Annotated in this window: 20 protein-coding genes and 1 tRNA gene; 13 read left to right on the forward strand and 8 right to left on the reverse strand. The window is 57.9% G+C overall.

What is annotated here, in order from left to right; genetic code table 11:
* Positions 1-352 precede the first annotated feature (352 nt).
* From VOY09_RS09415 to VOY09_RS09425, 3 genes are all read right to left on the reverse strand, one after another.
* A complete protein-coding gene (locus tag VOY09_RS09415) occupies positions 353-676 on the reverse strand; it encodes a hypothetical protein (protein WP_322894721.1) in 324 nt (107 codons plus the stop codon).
* A 561-nt stretch (positions 677-1,237) separates the two neighbouring features.
* Positions 1,238-1,591 carry a hypothetical protein gene (locus VOY09_RS09420; protein ID WP_323811277.1) on the reverse strand — a complete coding sequence of 118 codons (354 nt, stop codon included), beginning with the start codon at positions 1,589-1,591 and terminating at the stop codon, positions 1,238-1,240.
* Between the two features lie 168 nt (positions 1,592-1,759).
* Positions 1,760-2,338: a hypothetical protein gene (locus VOY09_RS09425; RefSeq protein ID WP_322894723.1), complete on the reverse strand. Its 579-nt coding sequence runs from the start codon at positions 2,336-2,338 to the stop codon at positions 1,760-1,762.
* 188 nt (positions 2,339-2,526) lie between these two features.
* Here VOY09_RS09425 and VOY09_RS09430 point away from each other — a divergent pair, with 188 nt between their 5' ends.
* Positions 2,527-3,579: a hypothetical protein gene (locus tag VOY09_RS09430; protein WP_322894724.1), complete on the forward strand. Its 1,053-nt coding sequence runs from the start codon at positions 2,527-2,529 to the stop codon at positions 3,577-3,579.
* A 299-nt stretch (positions 3,580-3,878) separates the two neighbouring features.
* On the forward strand, positions 3,879-5,027 hold the full coding sequence (locus VOY09_RS09435) for a site-specific integrase (RefSeq protein WP_322894725.1): 1,149 nt from the start codon (positions 3,879-3,881) through the stop codon (positions 5,025-5,027).
* A gap of 176 nt (positions 5,028-5,203) precedes the next feature.
* On the opposite strand, the gene VOY09_RS09440 is transcribed toward VOY09_RS09435, so the two are convergent.
* Positions 5,204-5,277 (reverse strand) — tRNA-Cys (locus VOY09_RS09440).
* A gap of 127 nt (positions 5,278-5,404) precedes the next feature.
* Here VOY09_RS09440 and neuC point away from each other — a divergent pair.
* The 3 genes from neuC to VOY09_RS09455 are packed head-to-tail and all read left to right on the forward strand — an operon-like array spanning position 5,405 to position 9,093.
* Positions 5,405-6,529, forward strand: a complete 1,125-nt coding sequence (gene neuC, locus VOY09_RS09445; protein ID WP_322894726.1) for a UDP-N-acetylglucosamine 2-epimerase — start codon at positions 5,405-5,407, stop codon at positions 6,527-6,529.
* A complete protein-coding gene (locus VOY09_RS09450; RefSeq protein ID WP_322894727.1) occupies positions 6,513-7,766 on the forward strand; it encodes a 3-deoxy-D-manno-octulosonic acid transferase in 1,254 nt (417 codons plus the stop codon). The genes neuC and VOY09_RS09450 overlap by 17 nt, the downstream gene beginning before the upstream one ends.
* Positions 7,759-9,093, forward strand: a complete 1,335-nt coding sequence (locus tag VOY09_RS09455) for a 3-deoxy-D-manno-octulosonic acid transferase (RefSeq protein WP_322894728.1) — start codon at positions 7,759-7,761, stop codon at positions 9,091-9,093. Before VOY09_RS09450 ends, VOY09_RS09455 begins: the two co-directional genes overlap by 8 nt.
* Here the strand turns inward: VOY09_RS09455 and VOY09_RS09460 are convergent.
* Entirely contained in the window at positions 9,090-10,244 is a 1,155-nt protein-coding gene (locus VOY09_RS09460) for an acetoin utilization protein AcuC (protein ID WP_322894729.1), read from the reverse strand. The genes VOY09_RS09455 and VOY09_RS09460 overlap by 4 nt on opposite strands.
* Before the next feature lie 33 nt (positions 10,245-10,277).
* On the opposite strand from VOY09_RS09460, the gene VOY09_RS09465 reads away from it, so the two are divergent.
* The 5 genes from VOY09_RS09465 (at position 10,278) to ptsP (ending at position 15,417) form a co-directional block, all read left to right on the forward strand.
* Entirely contained in the window at positions 10,278-10,748 is a 471-nt protein-coding gene (locus VOY09_RS09465) for an NUDIX hydrolase (RefSeq protein WP_416236760.1), read from the forward strand.
* 56 nt (positions 10,749-10,804) lie between these two features.
* Positions 10,805-11,194, forward strand: coding sequence for a DUF1178 family protein (locus VOY09_RS09470; protein WP_322894731.1), 390 nt, complete (start codon positions 10,805-10,807; stop codon positions 11,192-11,194).
* Positions 11,194-11,838 (forward strand): SDR family NAD(P)-dependent oxidoreductase, encoded by a 645-nt coding sequence (locus tag VOY09_RS09475; RefSeq protein ID WP_322894732.1) that lies wholly within the window; start codon positions 11,194-11,196, stop codon positions 11,836-11,838. Before VOY09_RS09470 ends, VOY09_RS09475 begins: the two co-directional genes overlap by 1 nt.
* 69 nt (positions 11,839-11,907) lie before the next feature.
* Positions 11,908-13,146 (forward strand): aspartate kinase, encoded by a 1,239-nt coding sequence (locus VOY09_RS09480; RefSeq protein ID WP_322894734.1) that lies wholly within the window; start codon positions 11,908-11,910, stop codon positions 13,144-13,146.
* Between the two features lie 30 nt (positions 13,147-13,176).
* The gene (ptsP, locus tag VOY09_RS09485) at positions 13,177-15,417 is read left to right on the forward strand and encodes a phosphoenolpyruvate--protein phosphotransferase (RefSeq protein WP_322894735.1); all 2,241 of its coding nucleotides are present in this window, start codon (positions 13,177-13,179) and stop codon (positions 15,415-15,417) included.
* On the opposite strand, the gene VOY09_RS09490 is transcribed toward ptsP, so the two are convergent.
* Together VOY09_RS09490 and VOY09_RS09495 are read right to left on the reverse strand one after the other, a co-directional pair.
* Positions 15,408-16,208, reverse strand: coding sequence for an EcsC family protein (locus tag VOY09_RS09490; protein ID WP_322894736.1), 801 nt, complete (start codon positions 16,206-16,208; stop codon positions 15,408-15,410). The two genes, ptsP and VOY09_RS09490, sit on opposite strands and share 10 nt — an antisense overlap.
* 16 nt (positions 16,209-16,224) lie before the next feature.
* A complete protein-coding gene (locus tag VOY09_RS09495) occupies positions 16,225-16,740 on the reverse strand; it encodes an N-acetyltransferase (protein ID WP_322894737.1) in 516 nt (171 codons plus the stop codon).
* A 70-nt stretch (positions 16,741-16,810) separates the two neighbouring features.
* On the opposite strand from VOY09_RS09495, the gene VOY09_RS09500 reads away from it, so the two are divergent.
* The 3 genes from VOY09_RS09500 to VOY09_RS09510 are packed head-to-tail and all read left to right on the forward strand — an operon-like array spanning position 16,811 to position 18,833.
* Entirely contained in the window at positions 16,811-17,416 is a 606-nt protein-coding gene (locus VOY09_RS09500) for a flavin reductase family protein (protein ID WP_322894738.1), read from the forward strand.
* A 2-nt stretch (positions 17,417-17,418) separates the two neighbouring features.
* Complete coding sequence (locus VOY09_RS09505) at positions 17,419-18,306, forward strand: S-methyl-5'-thioadenosine phosphorylase (RefSeq protein ID WP_416236754.1); 888 nt, start codon at positions 17,419-17,421, stop codon at positions 18,304-18,306.
* Entirely contained in the window at positions 18,303-18,833 is a 531-nt protein-coding gene (locus VOY09_RS09510) for an adenine phosphoribosyltransferase (protein ID WP_322894741.1), read from the forward strand. Before VOY09_RS09505 ends, VOY09_RS09510 begins: the two co-directional genes overlap by 4 nt.
* A gap of 226 nt (positions 18,834-19,059) precedes the next feature.
* Here the strand turns inward: VOY09_RS09510 and VOY09_RS09515 are convergent, their stop codons facing one another.
* Positions 19,060-20,466: an FAD-binding oxidoreductase gene (locus VOY09_RS09515; protein WP_322894742.1), complete on the reverse strand. Its 1,407-nt coding sequence runs from the start codon at positions 20,464-20,466 to the stop codon at positions 19,060-19,062.
* Between the last annotated feature and the right edge of the window lies 1 nt (position 20,467).

Raw genomic sequence — 20,467 nt, forward strand, 5'->3', positions numbered from 1 at the left:
TGAAAAGTGATTTATATGTTTATGTTCTGGAACATGTTTTATACTTTGTGTTGCCAATATTGTATATTCCTTCTTGTATATGTGCTTTGTGTTATTTGATGATCTGATAGTTGCATTATGGTTTCCATTTGTTGTTCACTATGGTTTCTGTTATTTTGACAATATAATCTCATAGGCTCAGCAGCTGAAGCTGTTCCTTTTCTTTGAAGCTTTCCAATCGGGCCAACCCTGATCGGTGATTATTGCTTCAAACTATTTTTGGGATTCACTGTTGCGGCGTAATTCCGATTCAGTGATGGAATAATAACATCTCCAATGCAATTACACAAGAAGAAAGAGATGCAAAGCAGTATCAAAGTTCAAATTCTATTTTTAACCCAAGGCGACGTTGCAATTCTCTAGTTAATAACTCATCTAATTCAGTCAAGGCATCCTTTTCGGACTGAAAGACAACGGACCACTTATTATAATGTTTATTTGCCCGGCGAATGTTCTTCAAGCAATTGATCAGTGCGTCAGTTGAAAAGTCACGATTAAAATGTGTTTGCCGATAGTAGAAGTTTTCAGTCTTTCGGCAAAATTTACGGGAAAATTCCCGATAATTCTCCACAACGCCTTCCCTGATCAGGGTGCTGGCAGTGTGCTCCAATAAATTCAAATAATTCACCTCCTTCATAACAAGCCATATTTCTATTTATGCTTGCCATAGCAAGATGGGTGTTTTGATGCCGGAAAGCGTGCTTTGGGGGTGTGTCTTGAGGTAATGGCCATATCTGTTCTAGGAACATGGCCATAGAACGCGACAGATGCCGCTACAGTTGCCTAGTCTGGTTTACGTATGGGGCCTTGAGGTCAGGAGCTTAACGGGCCTTTACAGGCTTGCTACGCCCCCTGCCATGCCTGTTCTGGAGTTTGGTCTGCTTTGGGCGGGAATGTTAGGTTTAGCTATACTTCACGACCAGCGTTGCAACCAAGCAGAACTCGGTCGTAGTTTCTTTATCCTCAGGCAAGTAAAAACGGGTTACGAATTTACCGAAAAAGGGAGGAATTCACATAATACTGTGACAAGACATACATGTTAGTATACTAATCTCAAGTTGCTTATACTAGAAATCAGAGCACTATACAGGAGGCTATGGTATTCGACTTTTGCGATTTTCTATTTTTTTGTTAATTCACATATCGCACCAAAGGTAACTTAGTCCTGGCTATATTGGATTAACCTCAACGTGTTTTGCTATTTCAGTGCGGCCTCTTCAAAACAAGTCAGTAGCATTGCTTTCCATCCAGACGAAGGCGGAAGAGATTGAGAAAATTTTTCCAGCCCATCCTTCGCACCTGAGTGGTTGCCCTGGTCTATCTGTTTAATAGAAATTAGTGCAATAGTATCAAGTAGTCCTAATAGCTCACCGTCGCTCACGAGGTAAGCGAAAGCATCTTTCAAGGGAATATCGAACTCCTTCGCAAATGCTTTTACCGTTGCCTCTTTGTAGCAAGCAGATAGGTCGCGAGTATCACTCAAGGACGCCTGCCCAAATAGAGTTGCTAGAAATAGCGTTGAGAAACCTAGTACCCTAATTCTTTTAAGCATTTCTAATCTCGTATACTGAGTGTGTAATTTTTGCTACGTGCCATTATTTTGGATAGCATACCCGAAGCTTGAAGCTGGACGAATGGTAGTGATCTTGAAGGGACTTGGCCACTGGAAGCAGTAGTATCAATTTTTCTAAGTAACTATCAATGAAGATTGTGTGAACACTCACTTAAAGCCCCCCTTGTAAACTGTTATTACAGTGCCAACGTTTGCTGGAATATTGAAGTGTGCAGACGGATACCCTTTCAGTACAATAACTTCTCCTTTATGTCCTTTGCCGTAAAAATGTACTCCCCCAAGTGGGACTTCTTCCCTTCGGGTTATTATCATTTTGTCCAAGTCAAGCAATCTCGCGGCTAAGTCGTTAATATGCATAGGGCATGTGTTCAGGAATTCACAGCCGAATGAAATGTATTCTCCATTCTCTGGCACGCCATCTGGTCTCTGCGAAGTAGCGTGTCCAAAACCTATCCATGACTCTTCGACGCTGTGAGGCCATTGCATTGAACTGTTTGGGTGAACACAATAGAAACTCGCTTCATTAAATGGCGTGCATTCCATGTAGAGAGCATTCTTTGCATGCTCATGTATTTCTCGGGGTGTCATTTCCCAGCTGATGCCTCTTAACCCAAACGGTAAGCCTGCTTCGCTTTTGTCCTCAGCATTAGCAACGTGTAGGTTGCCAAAGCTATAGGCAATCAATGTGCACAACGTCACAGCGGTCGCTATATTGATTCGCTTCATGACCTACCTTTCCAACTAGCAAAAAGTTCTGTTGTGACCGACTTTGAGTCAACACGGAGCCCATGCTTCATTTGCTTGAATTTCAAATCTTTTGGGTGGTTTATCTATCCATTTGGTATTTTTTCCTGACTTGACGTCAACATGGATTCTTCCCACGTCCACTTCCAAAGCAACAACATGGAGTCTGGATGGGGCAGGATATCACGACCATTTATCACGCACTGGAACTTGCCAAAACGGCCCAGATCGCCAGCAATTTTAGCAGGCTAGTTACCCTTCTTGCCGCTTCGGTTGGCACGAAGGTGTCGATCCTATTCCCCGGTCCCTACGGTGCCATCTACCTGCTGACTCAGCCTGCCCGAAGGCATGTGTGGAACGCCTACCTTGCGACCATACCCACCAAGCGGTTGCTTTCGGATCAGGGAGACGCCATCAGGCAGAATTTGCTGCACGCTTCATCCCATACCTTAATAGCCGATGCTTACGGCAACTGCCCCAAAGGCTACCTCGCACTGCTGAAGCGGCTTCCCCATCGTGCTGCCTCACCGCAGTTCTATCGTGATCTGCATCGCTTGCTTTCTTCCCAGCCCGATCTTGCGATGCCACTGTGTAACGTGAAGCGGATCAACCACGATCTTGTGAGGCTGCTGCCGGACCTTCCACATGATCTGCGGTGTGTGAAGGTGGCCCAAGCCTTTGGCAGCCCCAGCGGCTACGATAACTTCATGGTGGCATACACGCGGCTGACCGGTAGGGACACCCTATTCGCCGAGGTAATCATGCAGCTGAAGGGTGGTGCCAAGCCCGGTCGGCTGATCGTGGACCTGTATGAGTCCGCCCCACTGCCAGCACCGTTCTTGCCCAACAACGACCGCATCCGGCATTTGGCCACGGCACGCGAACTTTTGGCGGCTGCACGGGACTTCAAGAACTGTCTTTCCAATTGGATCACCGAAGCCCATCATAACCAGAGCCAGTATTACAAGGTGCGGTTGGCCGATGGCACCTTTGCCGTTCTTGAAATCAAGAATGATGCACCAGCTGGGTGGCGGCCGGGCGACCTGAAGGGCAAGGACAACGAAGATGTGGCCCCGGAACTGACCATGGAAATGTGTGGGTATTTGAACGGGTTCGGGGTCCATCACGGCAGCAGCATCCATAACCTTATCCGTCGAGCAGAAAGATCCTGTGCCGGTGTTGATGACAGTGACCTTTCGATCTTCGAACTGGATGATTTCTGAACCGCACTCGCTGATTACCGAATCGGTTTGGGAGAATAGACGAACGAAATTAAAAGCGAAATTTTCGCTATCTGATCCCTGGCCGATATTAATTAAAACTTAACCGCGATTGACGAGCCGGACAGCCCGCAAGCTGTTGGCATATATGCGTAAAATCCGCACTAACATATTTTCCATTCCCATACGTGGCGGGTGTTTGACAGGTGAATTAAAATCTGTGAAGACCGCCCCACGCAACCACATCGCCACGTAATGATCAGGATCATTGGCGGTGTGGCCCAACAGTAGAAGGAGATAATATGGGGCGTTCTGCTACAAAGTTGATCACAGCGACGGACATGAAGAATCTTCAGGTTGGAAAGTCAATTTATGGATACAACTTGAAGGTCACGCGAAATAAAAACGGTAACACGTTTTATGCAAGTTTTTCGATCAATGGTCGCCGTTACTTCGAACGGCTCGGTACATCTTTGATCGGATACACGCTGAAGCAAGCAAGTCACGCAGCTGCAGAGTATCGTGCAAAAATTGAAAGGGAAATTCAAAGGGAAAAAGACGGCGATCTGGAAAGCGATATCACGATGAAGGAAGCCGCTAAGATTTATATTGAGGATATGCTGCACAATCAAGGAAAGAATTATGCAGCAAAGGAGCAGCACTTTCGCCAGCACCTGATTCCACAGTTCGGCGATATGAAGATCAAGAAAATCCACACGCCACAGATTAAAGAGTTCCGAACGAAGTTGATCAAGGCGGGGAAGACGACCGCAACCGTAAATAGGATTATGGCAACGCTGAGCAACTTCTACAAGTTCGCTATTTCCTATCGGTGGCTGCACAAGAAGCCTTACGAGATCGAATCCTTCAAGGAGGAGTTCAAGCCTAAGGATCGCATCCCGGAAACTGAGAAACTTGCCATGTTGAACGCTGCAAAGGGACCCGGTCAGCACCCTTTGATCCATCTTTTTGTTCTGATTGGGTTTGGAACTGGAATGCGGCACCGTGAAATCTTGAAGATGCGGTGGGAAAATATCCATTGGGATCGCAATGAAGTGTGGTTGCCTGACTGCAAGACGGGACCACGGATGCAGCTGGTTCCGGTCTCAGTGATTGATGCACTGCAAGCCCATCAGCTGACTACGAAGCAAAACAAGGGCTATGTCTTCGTGGCTGACACCCCAACTGGTCACATCACCACCATGCGTGATCATTTCGCAAAGCTTTGTCGTGCTGCGGGTGTTAAGAAGGCTTATACGCCGCACTTCATGCGGCACACCGTTGTTTCCGATATGGCTGAACGCGGCTTTAACACCCTCACCATTATGGCAGTGTCGGGACATAAGGTGCCTGCTGTTGTGGCTAGGTATGCACACCTGCACGGCAGTTCGGTTGTTCGGAACGCGATTGAAGGTTTGTTGCCAACTCCAAAGGGCGATGTGGCGGCCTGAGTCTAATCTAGTCGATGGTTGAACGGGCACGCCTACAAGGGCGTGCCTTTTGCGTTGATGCCGATGCTCGACTCGCGTTCGCGATCATTTGCACCGCTATTGCACCAAAGTTCCTAAACTTTTGGCCTGAATCCCTTCGGTCGGGTTGCAAGTATCTGATTTCGCAGGGAAAAATCTGGAGGCGAGTATCGGAATCGAACCGATCTTCACGGATTTGCAATCCGCTGCATAACCTACCTGCCCACTCGCCAGCCTGGGCGGACCTTTACCGGACCCGCGCAACGCGCGTCAAGCGGATAACGCGGGCGGCAATCGCGGTTTTCTTTTGCCCGGCGTGGCGATAACCTGCGGGTCAGCGTTTTTGTCACGGATTTTCCATGCCCCGATCCATTCTGTTTGTAACAGGCACCCGCGCCGATTTCGGCAAGCTGGAGCCTTTGGCCATTGCTGCGCGCGATGCCGGTTTTACCGTGTCCTTCTTTGCCACCGGCATGCATATGCTGGCCGCCTATGGGTTGACCAAGCTGGAGGTGCATCGCACCACTGGCGTCACGGTGCATGAATTCCTCAACCAGCGGCCCGGTGATCCCCAAGATATGATCCTTGCCAAGACCGTGATCGGCTTTTCCGACTTTATCCATGAACATCGCCCCGATCTGGTGGTGATCCATGGTGATCGAGTCGAGGCGCTGGCAACTGCCTTGGTCTGTGCCACCAATTACATCCGCTGTGCGCATATCGAAGGCGGCGAGGTCAGCGGCACGATTGATGAGATCTATCGCCATTGTAACAGCAAACTGGCCAGCCATCATTTCGTGTCATCGGATGATGCGGCCAAGCGGGTGATGGCGCTGGGTGAACAGGCCAGCCATATTCACGCCATCGGATCGCCAGAGCTGGATTTTCACGCAGGTCCGTCAGGCGTGACTTTGGCCGAGGTCAAGGACCGCTATGCCCTGCCCTTTGACGATTTCGGGATCTGCGTGTTTCATCCGGTCACGTCAGAGGCCGCCAGCATGGGTGCACAGGCGCAGGCCTTGTTCGGCACGCTGGTCGGGTCGGAGCGGAATTTCGTGGTGATCGCGCCGAATAATGATCCCGGATCGGCGGCGATTTTCGATGTGATCGCGGATCTGCCCAGGGACAGGTTCCGTGTGCTGCCCTCGATGCGCTTCGCGCATTTTTCGGAGTTGATGAAGAATGCCGCTGTCATGGTCGGCAATTCATCCGCCGGTGTGCGCGAGGCGCCGTTTCTGGGCCTGCCCTCGCTGGATATCGGGACGCGGCAGACCAACCGGGCGAAATCGCCGTCGGTGTTTTTTGCTGCCGCGGGTGATGGCGCGACCATTGCGGGTTTCCTACGCGATCAATGGGGCCGGGATTATCCACGCCATGATGCCTTTGGCGGTGGGTCGGCGGCGGCGCGCTTTGCGGCGGTATTGGCGGATGAGGCGTTCTGGGATGCGCCGTTGCAAAAGACATTCCATGACCAGCAAGGTTAAGACCGGGCCGGCGCTGCGCGCCTATCTGGCGGCGAGTTATCTGGTGCCTTTGCTGGCCACGCCGATACTGGCGCGCAGGCGCGAGCGCGGCAAAGAACATGCGACACGCTGGGTGGAAAAGCAGGGGCGCGGGCTGGCCGTGCGCCCTGATAGGCGTCTGATCTGGCTGCATGCGGTTGGGCTGGGCGAGGTGATGTCGCTGCGCGGGTTGATCGCGCGGCTGGCGGAAGCACTGCCGAATGTGCAGTTTCTCGTGACATCCAGCACCGCAGCCTCGGCCCGGGTGTTTGGCGACAACTTGCCGCCGCGCACCATGCATCAGTTTTTGCCGCTGGATGCGCCGGTTTACCGCCAGCGGTTTCTGGATCATTTCCGGCCTGATCTATGCATCTGGGCGGAACAGGATCTGTGGCCGGGGTTTGTGCATGATCTGCACCGGCGCGGAGTGCCGCAGGCGATTGTGGCGGCGCGGATGAATGACGCGGCCTTTGCGCGGCATCGCAAGGCCGCGGGGCTTTACCGTGATCTTTACGCACGTCTGGCGCTGATCACGGCGCAGGATGCGGTGACGGCGGCGCATTTAGCGACACTCGGCGCGGATGTGCGGGTGAGCGGGTCGCTGAAACCGGCAGCGCCTGCTTTGGGCTGTGACGCGGTGGCGTTGCAGGCCTTGCGGGACGCGATTGGCGCGAGATTCGTCTGGGCCGTGGCACCGTCGCATCCGGCGGATGAGGCGGCAGCGCTGGCAGCGCATGAGGTGCTGCGCGCGCAGGTCCCGGATGCCTTGCTGATCGTGGCACCGCGCCATCCTGACCGCGCCGATCTGCCCGGCCCTGCCCCGCGGAAATCGCAAGGCACGCGGCCCGGTGCAGATGATCCGCTGTGGATTTGCGATACTTTTGGCGATCTGGGGCTGGTCTATCGCGTGGCAGATGCTGTGCTGATCGGCGGGACGTTTGATGCGACCGAAGGGCATAACCCATGGGAGGCGGCGCAATTGCACTGCGCTGTGCTGCACGGTCCGCAGATGGCGAATTTTGCCGCTGATTTCGCCACGCTGGACGCCGCAGGCGGTGCAATGGCTGTAGCTGACGCCGAAGCGATTACCGCAGCCTTGCTGCGGCCTGATCTTGCGCAGGTCGCAGGCGAGACCCTTGCGGCTGCGCAAGAGGCCAGCCTTGCCACAGATATGCTTGCCAACGACCTCGCCGCGCTGTTGAAACCGCGCCATGAGTGAAAGTTTCCCCTTATTCCGCCTGCGTCTGGCGCTGATGCTTTATGCGCTGGTCTGGTGGGTTTTGCTGCCGGTCGTGATCCTCTATCTGCGGCTGCGCGCGCGCAAGGACCCCGATTATGCCACGCATCTGGCGGAACGCTTTGGTGTCGTGCGCCCGGCATTTCGCAACCCGGTCTGGGTGCATGCGGTGTCTTTGGGGGAGATGCGATCCGCCACGCCCTTGATCCGCGCCTTGCTGGCGCAGGGGGAACAGGTGCTGACCAGCCATTTCACCCCCGCCGGGCGGCGCGAGGCTTTGCGCGAATTCAGCGCAGAGATCGCCGCGGGCCGGGTGCAGGTGGTCTGGGTGCCGTTTGACATGGGCTTTGCCTATCGGCAATTCCTGCGCCGCTTTGCGCCCAAATATGGGCTGGTGATGGAGATCGAGATCTGGCCGTGCATGATCATGTCTGCCCGCGCGCGCGGCGTGCCGTTGTTCATGTGCAATGCGCAATATCCGCAAAAGAGTTTTGACAAGGATATGGCGGGCTGGGGCCTGCGCGCAGCACTGACCGGGGGCTTCGCGGGCGGCTTTGTGAAATCGGCACTGCAGGCGGAACGCTTTGCCGCTGCGGGCATGGGGAATATCCATGTCACGGGAGAGTTGCGCTTTGATCAGCCGATTCCGCAGGCGCAGCTCAATGCGGCGGAACGATTGCGCGACCGGCTGACGCGGGGACGTCCGACCTTCACCCTGACCAGCGTGGTCGAGGGCGAGGATGCGATCTATATTGACATGATCCGCCAAACCAAAGGCGTGTTCTTTGTCTATGTGCCGCGCGCCCCGGAACGGTTTGATGAGGTGGCGGGGATGCTGGCGCAGGCTGGCTTGCGCTTTGCCCGGCGGTCGGAATTACTGGATGCGCAATTGGGCGCGCAGGATTTGCCCGACATCGACGTGCTGCTGGGCGATTCGATGGGCGAGATGTATTTTTATCTGGCGCTCTGTGACCGCGCCATTGTCGGCGGTGGGTTCGTCACCAAGGGCGCGCATAATATCATCGAACCGCTGGCCTTGCGCAAACCGGTGATCGTGGGGCCGCATATCTGGACCATCGCCTATCCGGCGGGGGAGGCGATTGCGGCGGGGGTCTGTCAGCTTGTGCCGGATGAAGCGGCGTTGCTGGCGGCGGTGACAGCGCCGGTTGATGTGCCAGAGGCGCGGATTGCAGCGTTTTATGCCGATCATGCCGGGGCTGTTGATCGGACCTTGGCGGCTTTGCCGCGAGCCTTGGCTTGTCTGCCTGCGCCTGTCGGCGCAGTTGATGCCTCCGGCGGGGATATTTAGGCTCGGACGATGCGGGCTTGGTGGTGCCTGACGGCGTGGCGCACCGAGTCATGGATCGGGCCATTGCGCGACGTGTCGCGGATGGTGGTGATCCAATGGTCTTGCGGATGGTGGCGTTTGGCCACGCCGTCCCAGCGCAGGGCGCGCAGGATCTCTTGGCCTTCCTCCGACAGATGATCGGGGATGTCGTTACGGTTGAGAATCGCCCAGACGCCGGACCAGAGCCGCCCGACCGACCACGGGTTATAGCCGCCGCCGCCCAGCACCAGATAGCGCGGTGCAATGTTGCGTAGGGCCGCGACTACCGCCCAATGGGCGTTGTTGGACAGGCAGAGCCGCGATTGCGGGTCCTCTGTCACGGCATCGGCACCGCATTGCAGCACGATGGCATCGGGGCGGAAGGTGGTAACAGCGGGAAGAATCAGTTCGTGCAGAATCAGCGCCATGTCGTCGTCATGCATGCCTGCGGGGACCGGCAGGTTAAAGACTTGCCCCGCGCCTTCATCGCCCAGCGCGCCCGTGCGGGGCCAGCGGTTGATTTCATGGGCGGAGATCAAGAGCGTGTCGGAGTCATGCGCAAAAGCATGTTCGACACCATCCGGGTGATGCGCGTCGATATCGATATAGGCCACACGCTGCGCCCCGTTGCGCCGCAGGGACTGGATCGCCAACACCGCATCGTTGAGATAGCAAAAGCCGTTGGCGCGGTCGGGCAACCCATGATGCGTGCCGCCAGCGGGGTGATAGATCGTGCCGCCGTGACGCAGCAATTCACCCGCCAGCAGTGATCCGCCCGCAGCAGTGGCCGGGCGGCGGAACATTTCCGCAAAGACCGGGTTCGAGGGCGTGCCAAGGCCGTGGCGGGCGCGGATATCGTCACTGACGCTCTGGCTCGCCTCGGCGGCTTGCAGCGCGGCAAGGTAATCAGGGGTGTGAAAACCCGTTAAAGCGGCCAGTTTCGCGCGCGGGCTGGTGACGAATTGCGCAGGCGGCAGCCAGCCCAAAGCGCGGGTCAGATCCATCACCGTCGAGACGCGCGGCACCCGCAACGGATGCCACGGCCCATAGGTCGAGCCGCGATAGATTTCCGCCCCGATAAATTTCGGCAAAGGGGTTGTCGGAGCAGTTTGTGCATGCGTAAATCCGGTCATGCGCAGAACATAAGGCAGATCAGAATGGGGACCATGGTGAACATACCTGCGCAGCAGATGGCCCTCAAATTCCGCACCGGGCGCAAGACGGATGTGCGTGCGCAATTTGCAGCTTTGTGTTGGCGCGTGAAGAATGACAATGTGCAGATCTGTCTGGTCACCAGCCGCACACGCGGGCGCTGGATCCTGCCCAAAGGCTGGCCGATGCATAACCAGACCCCCGCCGCCGCCGCCGCGATGGAAGCCTATGAAGAGGCCGGGCTGCGTGGTGAAGCATTGGATATCTGTCTGGGAATTTTCAGCTATATCAAACCCTTGCGCCATGTGAATGCGCCGATTGTCGCGATGGTCTATCCTTTGCATGTGTCGCATGTGCTGACCGACTGGCCCGAACAGCATCAGCGCCGCCGCAAATGGTTCAGCCTTGAAAAAGCGGTGCGCAAGCTGGATGAACCGGGGCTGCGCCAGATCGTGGCGAGCTTTGATCCCGCCAAGCTGCGCTGACTTGCAGTTGGGGCTGAAACGCCTAAGTATATGGGATCACAGAAAGATGCGCTGGCATGATCCGTTTCCACCTCAAATGCGACCAGAACCACCAGTTTGAAAGCTGGTTTCAATCGGGCGATGCCTTTGACAAGCTGGTTGCGGGCAAGCTGGTGACCTGCACGATCTGCGGGTCGACCTTGGTCAGCAAATCGATCATGGCCCCGGCAATTGCGACCGCCCCTGCCCCGGCCGAGACGCAGATCGCGGCGCTGCGCAAGAAGATCGAAAGCTCTGCAGATTATGTCGGCAAATCCTTCGTGAAAGAAGCGCGCGACATGCATGACGGGCTGACCCCGGAACGCCCGATCTATGGCGAGGCTAATCTGGCCGAAGCGCGCAAACTGGCCGAGGATGGGATACCGGTGCTGCCGCTGCCGTTTATGCCTGCCAAGAAAGTAAACTGATGCATGTTCTGATCACAGGTGCCAATCGCGGCATAGGCTTGGCGATGTTTGATCACTACACCGCTGCAGGGGACAGGGTGACCGGCACACAGCGCGGCGAGGGTCCCTTGCCAAGGCTTGATGTCACCGATCCGGTTTGTGTCAATGCGCTTGCCGCCAGCATGTCTGACACCGCCATTGACCTGCTGATCTGCAATGCAGGCATCTATGCCGATAAGGGCCAGTCGCTGGATACGGGCTATCCGGCGCAAATGTGGGCCGATGGCTTTGCCACCAATGTCACCGGCGTGTTTCTGACCGTGCAGGCGTTTCTGCCGCATCTGCGACGTGCGCAGGGCGCGAAAATCGCGATTATCTCATCCCAGATGGCCTCTCATACCCGCGCGCCGGGGGGCAGCTATATCTACCGCGCCAGCAAGGCCGCCGCATTGAACCTTGGCCGCAATCTGGCGACCGATCTGAAACCGGAAGGGATCTGCGTCGGCATCTATCATCCCGGCTGGGTGCAGACCGATATGGGCGGTGCATCAGCAGAGATCAGTGTGCAGGACAGCGCCACAGGGCTGATTGCCCGATTTGCTGCCCTCAGCCCCGCGAATACAGGCTGTTTTGAAACTTGGGACGGGCGCGCGCACCCTTACTAAGCAATTGCGCTTTGCCCGGCCGCCCAGTAGACACGCGCGGACAAAATGCCACGGTTGCAAGGATGACCCATGCCCACGCTTGTGATGAAATTCGGCGGCACCTCGGTCGCCAATCTGGACCGGATCGCGCGGGCGGCCAAACGGGTCGCTTTGGAGGTCGCCAATGGCTATGACGTGATCGTCATCGTCTCGGCCATGTCGGGCAAGACCAATGAATTGGTGGGCTGGGTGTCTGAGACGTCTCCACTGTATGATGCGCGCGAATATGATGCAATTGTGTCGTCGGGTGAGAATGTGACAGCCGGGCTGATGGCGTTGCGGTTGCAGGAAATGGATATCCCCGCGCGCAGCTGGCAAGGCTGGCAGGTGCCGGTTCTGACGACAGATGCCCACGCCAGCGCCCGGATCGAGGAGATCCCGACCAAGAACATCACTGCCAAATTCGGCGAAGGCATGAAGGTGGCAGTGGTCGCCGGGTTCCAGGGCGTCAGTGCCGCTGGCCGGATTACGACGCTTGGCCGTGGCGGGTCCGATACCACCGCCGTCGCCTTTGCCGCCGCCTTTGGCGCGGAGCGTTGCGATATCTACACCGATGTGGACGGGGTCTATACCACCGATCCCCGGATCACGTCCAAGGCGCGCAAACTGGACAAGATTTCGTTTGAGGAAATGCTGGAACTGGCCTCTCTCGGCGCCAAGGTTCTACAAACACGGTCCGTCGAACTGGCGATGCGCTATAAAGTGCGCCTGCGGGTGCTGTCATCATTTGAAGAACCATCGGACAGCGCCGGAACGCTGGTCTGCGATGAGGAGGAAATCATGGAATCCAATGTTGTGGCCGGTGTCGCCTATTCCCGCGACGAGGCGAAAATGACCCTGATCTCGGTCGCTGACCGCCCCGGCATTGCCGCCGCGATCTTTGGCCCGCTGTCAGAGGCCGGGGTGAACGTCGATATGATCGTGCAGAACATATCCGAGGAAGGGCGCACCGATATGACCTTTTCCTGCCCCAAGGATCAGGTTTTGCGCGCCGAAAAGGCGATGCAGGATGCCAAGGCATCCGGTGCGATCAATTTCCACGATCTGGTTGCCGATGAAGGTGTCTGCAAGGTCAGCGTCGTCGGCATCGGGATGCGCAGCCATACAGGTGTAGCGGCCAAGATGTTCAAGGTGCTCTCGGCAGAGGGGATCAACATCAAGGTCATTACAACCTCCGAGATCAAGATTTCTGTGCTGATCGACAGGAAATACATGGAACTTGCCGTGCAGGCCCTGCATGATGCCTTTGATTTGGACAAGGCGGGCTGATCAGCGGCCCGTCTGGATATCGGGGGACCTATGCCAGAACGGTCAGAAAGCGAAAGCCGCAAACTGCTGGGCCGGTTGCGCGAAGCGCTTGCCAGCCATAGCGAAGGCCAGGCACGGCTGGACCGCGTCGTCGATCTGATCGCCTCGTCGATGGAAGCAGAGGTTTGTTCGATCTATCTGTTCCGCGATTCTGAAACGCTGGAACTCTGCGCCACCCAAGGTCTGGAACAGGATTCGGTCCACCAGACAAGGATGCGTCTGGGCGAAGGTCTGGTTGGCCGCACCGCGAAAAGCGGCGGCATCGTCAACACCGCCAATGCCCCCGCCGAAAAAGGCTTTCGCTATATGCCCGAAACGGGCGAGGAACGCTACTCGTCGTTCTGCGGTGTGCCGATCCAACGCTTGGGCGATGTGCTGGGTGTGCTGGTGGTGCAGACCAAGACCGAACGGGTGATGACCCCAGATGAGGTTTATGCGCTGGAAATCGTCGCCATGGTCATTGCGGAAATGACCGAACTGGGCGCGTTCGTCGGGGAAGGTGCCGCGCTGTCGGCGCTGCATCAGAAACCCGTCGTGTTTCGCGGCACCGTCGCGCAGGAAGGCACCAGCGCGGGCAAAGTCTATCTGCACGAACCGCGTGTCGTGGTGACCAATCCGATTTCGGATGATCCAGAGGGCGAAAAGGCGCGCCTGAACGACGCCGTCGAGATTTTGCGCAAATCGGTCGATCATATGCTTCTGGGCGCGCGGTCAGTCGATGTCGAACAGGTGCAGGTGTTAGAGGCCTATCGCATGTTCGCCAATTCCAGCAGCTGGATGCGCCGGATGCAGGACGATGTGCAAAGCGGGCTGTCGGCAGAGGCTGCGGTGGAAAAGGAACAATCCTTGGCCCGCGCCCGGCTGTCGAAATCCCCCGATCCTTACTTGCGCGAACGCCTGCATGATCTGGATGATCTGTCCAACCGCCTGCTGCGAATTCTGACCGGACAAGGCGAGGACCGCAGTGATATGCCCGACGATCCGATCCTTGTCGCGCGCAATATCGGGCCCGGCGAATTGCTGGAATATGGCAAGAAACTGCGCGGGATCGTGCTGGAAGAAGGCTCTGTCGGCAGTCATGCGACCATCGTCGCCCGCGCCTGGGCGATCCCCTTGGTGATCAATGCCAAGGGCATCACACGTGAAGCCTTGAATGGCGATACCATTCTGGTCGATGGCGATCAGGGCATCACCCATCTGCGCCCGGATGACACCGTGCAGAACGCATTCCGCGACAAGATCGCGATGCAGGCGCGCGCGCAGGAACGCTATGCCTCGATCCGCGATCTGCCCGCGGAAACGAAATGTGGCGCGCTGATTTCCTTGCAGATGAATGCCGGGCTGATCGCCGATCTACCATCATTGGAAGGATCGGGTGCCGATGGTGTGGGTCTGTTCCGCACCGAATTGCAATTCCTGATCCGCAACCAGATGCCGCAGCGCGGCGAACTCTCGGCACTTTATGACCGCGTGCTGAATGCGGCGGGCGGGCGGCGTGTGGCGTTCCGCACATTGGATATCGGGTCGGATAAGGTCCTGCCTTATATGAAACCCAATGATGAGCCCAACCCCGCGATGGGCTGGCGCGCGATCCGCGTTGGCCTCGACAAACCCGGCGTCTTGCGGATGCAATTGCAGGCTTTGCTGCGCGGATCGGCGGGCCGGCCCTTGGCGGTGATGTTCCCCTTCATCACGCAGATTTCCGAATTCCGCGACGCCAAGGCCGAAATGGACAAGGCGGTGGAGCGTGAGATCAGGTTGGGCCATCCGATCCCCGAAAAGATCGAAGTGGGCGCGATGCTGGAAACCCCGTCACTGGCCTTTGCGCCGGATGTGTTTTTTGAAGAGGTCGATTTCATCTCCATCGGCGGCAATGACCTCAAGCAATTCTTCTTTGCCGCCGACCGCGAGAACGAACGGGTGCGCCGGCGCTATGACACGCTCGACATCAGCTTTCTGGCGTTTTTGCAGCATGTGATTGATCGTTGTGCGGCCTCAGACACCCCGCTGTCATTCTGCGGCGAAGATGCGGGCCGCCCGGTAGAGGCTTTGTGCTTTGCCGCCCTTGGCCTGCGGACCTTGTCGATGCGCCCGGCCTCGGTCGGGCCGGTCAAACATATGCTGCGCCGCGTCGATCTGAACGAGGTGAAGGGCGTGATGGATGCCGCCATCGCCAAAGGCGACCAATCCGTGCGCCGCGCGGTCAGCGACTGGCTGGTCTATCAGGTCTGAGGCAGGCGCGCGGCGGCCAGTTGGCGGTGGAATTCATCCAGCACGGCAGCTTCGCCATGGTCGCGGGCCAGTTGGCGCAGGCCGAAATGCACATGGGCCAGGGCCACATAATAATTCACAAAGGCATAATTGGTGCCGGCCCCTGCAAAGGCACCCAGCACCGGCACCGTCTGCGCCGCGAGTTTCTGCGACAGGACAGCAGCGAATTTCGGCGCCACACGGCTGACCAACGTATTGACCGCCGCCCCTGACAGGCTGATCCGCGCGCCGATAAAGGCAGTATCGACCCCGTCATCCGCCGCATCCGGCCCGCCTGAGCCAAAGACCGCCAGACATTCCATCCTAGTCTCATCCGAGGCCGGGTCTTCGCCATATTGCGCTGCGACATGTAGCACGGCGCGGAAAATCAGCGTGGTCGCGACAGGCAATTCCGCCAGCGCCGTGGGCAGGCCGCCAAAACCACCGATCGCGCCCGACATGGTGCCGATGACGCGATGCGCCTGATCCGACCCAAACCGCGCGCCAATGCCGCCGCGCGACCGGGCCGCAACATCGTAACTGCGGCGCAAGGCCACCCTAGTCACCTCGTTCAGCTGTCGGCGTACGGATTTGGGCAGGACCTTCAGCCCGTCTTCGACCTGCCCGCCGACGAAAGTGATCGCCTTCATCAGCACACCATTGGCCTTGCGCTGCCGCGTGGCCAGATCGGCGATCCGTAGCCGCGCCACATCATCTAGCGGCGCAGGCACCGCAAGCGGGATCAGATCATCGGTGACAATCTTGTCGGTCATATCCTTTAAATGGGGGTCAGCAGGGCGAAATGCAATCATCCGCCTTGCGCACGATCCCGCCTACCCCCTCCCAGGCCTGTCTGACCAGATCCAGCCCCAGCACGCGATCAGGGTTGGTGGGCGGCGGCATCTCGACCCCGCGGACCGGGTGAAAGCCAAAGCGGCTGTAATAGGGCAGATCACCGACCAGCAGGATCCGGGTCCAGCCGGTCTGCTGCGCCATCTCCATCACGCGGTAGATCAGCAGCCCAGCAATGCCTTCGCCCTGCCGCGTCGGGTGGACGGCGACCGGCCCCAGCAACACGACAGGCGTGTCCCCGACATAGCAGGGCCAGCAGCGGATCACCCCTGCCAGCACGCCATCGGGATCGCGCGCGGTCCAGCACAGATCGGCCAAAGGCGGCACATCCTCGCGCAGCCGGTATGACGACAGCGCCGTGCGCCCGGGCGAAAAGCACAGATCATAAAGCGCCTCTGCCTCCCAGTAATCGGCGGCGGATTCGCGGGCCAGGGTAATCGATAGTCTTTGCATGCGTCTTTCATCTGGCCAAGATTGCCTTGCCACGCTACCCCTTGGGCGGATGCAGGAAAAGGTCCCCTTGATGTTTTATATGCCCAAAGACGGCCATAATTTGCCGCATAACCCGTTCAACGCCATCGTCAGCCCCCGCCCCATCGGCTGGATCGCGACGCGCAGCGCGGATGGGCGCGATAACCTCGCCCCCTATTCGTTTTTCAACGCCGTGGCTTACGAGCCGCCACAGGTGATGTTCGCCTCGACCAGCGCGAAACCCGACCGGGATGGCACCAAGGACAGTGTCAGCAATGTCCGCGAAACCGGGGTTTTTGCGGTCAATATTGTGGAATATGTGATGCGCGATGCGATGAATGACACATCCGGTCCATGGGACCGCGACATTGATGAATTCGCCAAGGCAGGCATCACCAAGGCCGATTGCGAAACCATTGCCTGCGCGCGGGTCGCCGATGCGCCTGCGACTTTGGAATGCAAAGTCACCCAAATCGTCACCCTGCCCGGTGCCGCCAATTTCGCGGTCTTCGGCGAGGTCACCGGCGTGCATATCCGCGACACCTGCCTTGTCGACGGGATATTCGACGTCACAACCTTCAACCCGCTGTCCCGCTTGGGCTATCGCGATTACGCGGTGGTGCGCGAGCTGTTCAGCCTGACCCGCCCGGGAGAGTGATGATGACCAGTGAAACCTATGTCGGAATCATCGGCGGTTCCGGCATTTACGATATGGATGGCTTGCAGAATGCCGCATGGGTCCATGTCGACAGCCCTTGGGGCACGCCATCCGATGCGATCCTGACCGGCAGATTGCAGGGCGTGAAAATGGCCTTTCTGCCACGGCACGGGCGCGGCCATGTGCATTCGCCAACAACAGTCCCCTACCGCGCCAATATCGACGCGCTGAAACGGCTGGGGGTGACCGATATCATCAGCGTCAGCGCCTGCGGGTCCTTCCGCGAAGATATGGCACCCGGCGATTTCGTCATCGTGGATCAATTCATCGACCGAACCTTCGCGCGGGAAAAATCTTTCTTCGGCACCGGCTGCGTGGCGCATGTCAGCCTTGCTCATCCGACCTGCCCGCGCCTGTCCGACGCGTGCGAAACAGCGGCGACGGCGGCAGGCATCAATGTCCACCGCGGCGGCACATACCTCGCGATGGAAGGGCCGCAGTTTTCCTCCATGGCGGAAAGCAAACTCTACCGCCAATGGGGTTGCGACGTGATCGGCATGACGAACATGCCCGAGGCGAAACTCGCGCGCGAGGCCGAAATTTGCTATGCTTCCGTCGCGATGATCACCGATTACGACAGCTGGCACCCTGACCATGGCGCAGTCGACATCACCGCGATCATCGCCACATTGCAAGGCAACGGCAGCAAAGCCCGCGACCTGATCGCCCGCCTGCCCGACCTGCTGGGCAGCACTCGCGCGCCCTGCCCGCATGGCTGCGACCGCGCGCTGGATTATGCGGTGATGACCGCGCCAGACAAACGTGACCTGACCCTTGTTGCCAAACTCGACGCCGTCGCCGGACGCGTGTTAACGAAAGTTGCCCCATGAAAACTGTCCGCGATTACATCCGCACCATCCCCGATTTCCCACATGAGGGGATCATGTTCCGCGATGTAACCACACTCTTCAGCGATGCGCGCGGCTTTCGCATGGCGATTGACCAATTGCTGCATCCTTACGCAGGGACCCCGATCAACAAGGTTGTGGGGTTAGAGGCGCGCGGCTTCATCCTTGGCGGTGCCATCGCGCATCAACTCTCGGTCGGCTTCGTGCCGATCCGCAAGCAAGGCAAATTGCCCGGCAAGACGATCACCCAAGCCTATCAGCTGGAATATGGCGAGGCGGTGATGGAATTGCACGACGACGCCCTGCAACCGGGTGAAAAAGTGCTGCTGGTCGATGATTTGCTTGCCACTGGTGGGACCGCCGAGGCCGGGATCAAACTGATCGAAAGACTGGGCGCGCAGGTGATCGGCTGCGCCTTCATCATCGACCTGCCGGACCTTGGTGGCGCAGAAAAGTTGAAAAAACTGGGGATGCAGGTGCATAGCCTTTGCGCTTTTGAAGGCACCTAATGCGCTCCGCGCGGGAGTATTTGGCGAAATAAGAAGTTGTTAAGAAAGATCGGCTACGCCTACGCCACGGTACAGGCTGGAGAGCCGATGACCGTGAAATGAGAAGACGCCCGATCCCGGACCTTAACCGGTCAGCCTGTAGCGGGCAGCGGGATCGGGCGCGCGTCTTACATCTTCTTTTTTCTAAAAATACTCCCGCCGGAGGCGCGGCCCCGCAGGTCTATCCCTAACGCAGCACAGCCCCGGGGTTCATGATTCCCGCAGGGTCCAGCGCCTGTTTTATGGCGCGCAGCATCGCCAGCTTCACCGGGTCACCGTAATGTTCCAGATCAGCAACCTTCAGACGACCGACGCCATGTTCGGCGCTGAAGGACCCGTCCAAATCCGCGACCAGATCGTAGATCACACGGACCGCGTCAGCCTTGACCGCATCGTAGTCGTCACAATGCCTTCCTGCCGCCGGAAACAGGTTATAATGCAGATTGCCATCCCCCAGATGGCCGAAACAATTGATTCGCATGTCGCCTAAGGCTTGCAAGGCGGTGCCGGCCTGATCGATGAACAAGGGCACAGCACTCAGCGGCAGGGCAATATCATGCGATGAAATCGACCCGATCCGGCGATTCGCCTCGGGGATGTTCTCGCGGATATCCCACAGCGCCTGCCGTTGCGCGGCTGATTGCGCGATCACGCCGTCACTGACTAAACCCGCCTCAAATGCGGCGGCAAACAGATTTTCCAAAGCCGCATCCGGATCGCCACCCGCAGGCAGGCCCAGATCGATCAGCACGCTCCATTCGGAGATAGTTTCAAAGGGTTGCCGCACCTCCGGCCCGACCTCGGCCAGAAAGTCGAACCCTTGCCGGTGGATCAGTTCAAACGCCTGCACACCATCGCCGATCTGGCTGCCCGCCAGCGCCAAAAGGTCCAGCGCCGCCTGGGGTGATGCAACCGCCAGCATCGCCGCCCCCACCTGCGCCGGGCGCGGCACCAGCCGCAGCGCAGCGGCGGTGATGATGCCCAGCGTGCCTTCCGCCCCGATCATCAGGTTGCGCAGGTCATAGCCGGTATTGTCCTTGCGCAGCCGCGTCAGCCCATGCCAGATCGTGCCATCCGGGCGCACGACCTCCAGCCCCAGACACAAAGCGCGGGCATTGCCATAGCGCAGAACATTGACTCCACCTGCATTGGTCGCAAGCAACCCGCCAATCCGGGCAGACCCTTCCGAGGCCAGCGACAACGGGAACAGCCGGTCCACATCCATCGCGGCCTGCTGGACATTGGCCAGGATCACGCCCGCATCGCAGACCAACACATTCTCGGATGGATAGATCGCGCGGATTTTGTTGAGCCGTTCCAGCGAAAGCACCACCGGGGCCGGACCATCCGGCATCACCTGGCCGCCAACCAGCCCCGTGCCGCCGCTATAGGGGACGATGCCGATCCGCGCCGCGGCGCAGGCTTTCACGACAGCAGCGACAGCATCCGTATCGGCGGGGGCCACGACCAGCCCCTGCCCGTGCCAACGGCCACGCGGTTCGGTGAAATAGGGGGCCGTGTCCCGCCTGAACGCCGCCGCATCCAGAATACCGCGCAGGTGATCCACGAAATCATCACTCACCGCATTCAGCATT

This window comes from Yoonia sp. 67-2, from assembly GCF_035117555.1.
GTDB lineage: Bacteria > Pseudomonadota > Alphaproteobacteria > Rhodobacterales > Rhodobacteraceae > Yoonia.

Bases quoted from the DNA above. Each gene is read 5' to 3' on its own strand.
- VOY09_RS09415 (WP_322894721.1), bottom strand. From the start codon at position 676: ATGAAGGAGGTGAATTATTTGAATTTATTGGAGCACACTGCCAGCACC.
- VOY09_RS09420 (WP_323811277.1), bottom strand. From the start codon at position 1,591: ATGCTTAAAAGAATTAGGGTACTAGGTTTCTCAACGCTATTTCTAGCA.
- VOY09_RS09425 (WP_322894723.1), bottom strand. From the start codon at position 2,338: ATGAAGCGAATCAATATAGCGACCGCTGTGACGTTGTGCACATTGATT.
- VOY09_RS09430 (WP_322894724.1), top strand. From the start codon at position 2,527: ATGGGGCAGGATATCACGACCATTTATCACGCACTGGAACTTGCCAAA.
- VOY09_RS09435 (WP_322894725.1), top strand. From the start codon at position 3,879: ATGGGGCGTTCTGCTACAAAGTTGATCACAGCGACGGACATGAAGAAT.
- neuC (WP_322894726.1), top strand. From the start codon at position 5,405: ATGCCCCGATCCATTCTGTTTGTAACAGGCACCCGCGCCGATTTCGGC.
- VOY09_RS09450 (WP_322894727.1), top strand. From the start codon at position 6,513: ATGACCAGCAAGGTTAAGACCGGGCCGGCGCTGCGCGCCTATCTGGCG.
- VOY09_RS09455 (WP_322894728.1), top strand. From the start codon at position 7,759: ATGAGTGAAAGTTTCCCCTTATTCCGCCTGCGTCTGGCGCTGATGCTT.
- VOY09_RS09460 (WP_322894729.1), bottom strand. From the start codon at position 10,244: ATGACCGGATTTACGCATGCACAAACTGCTCCGACAACCCCTTTGCCG.
- VOY09_RS09465 (WP_416236760.1), top strand. From the start codon at position 10,278: ATGGTGAACATACCTGCGCAGCAGATGGCCCTCAAATTCCGCACCGGG.
- VOY09_RS09470 (WP_322894731.1), top strand. From the start codon at position 10,805: ATGATCCGTTTCCACCTCAAATGCGACCAGAACCACCAGTTTGAAAGC.
- VOY09_RS09475 (WP_322894732.1), top strand. From the start codon at position 11,194: ATGCATGTTCTGATCACAGGTGCCAATCGCGGCATAGGCTTGGCGATG.
- VOY09_RS09480 (WP_322894734.1), top strand. From the start codon at position 11,908: ATGCCCACGCTTGTGATGAAATTCGGCGGCACCTCGGTCGCCAATCTG.
- ptsP (WP_322894735.1), top strand. From the start codon at position 13,177: ATGCCAGAACGGTCAGAAAGCGAAAGCCGCAAACTGCTGGGCCGGTTG.
- VOY09_RS09490 (WP_322894736.1), bottom strand. From the start codon at position 16,208: ATGACCGACAAGATTGTCACCGATGATCTGATCCCGCTTGCGGTGCCT.
- VOY09_RS09495 (WP_322894737.1), bottom strand. From the start codon at position 16,740: ATGCAAAGACTATCGATTACCCTGGCCCGCGAATCCGCCGCCGATTAC.
- VOY09_RS09500 (WP_322894738.1), top strand. From the start codon at position 16,811: ATGTTTTATATGCCCAAAGACGGCCATAATTTGCCGCATAACCCGTTC.
- VOY09_RS09505 (WP_416236754.1), top strand. From the start codon at position 17,419: ATGACCAGTGAAACCTATGTCGGAATCATCGGCGGTTCCGGCATTTAC.
- VOY09_RS09510 (WP_322894741.1), top strand. From the start codon at position 18,303: ATGAAAACTGTCCGCGATTACATCCGCACCATCCCCGATTTCCCACAT.
- VOY09_RS09515 (WP_322894742.1), bottom strand. From the start codon at position 20,466: ATGCTGAATGCGGTGAGTGATGATTTCGTGGATCACCTGCGCGGTATT.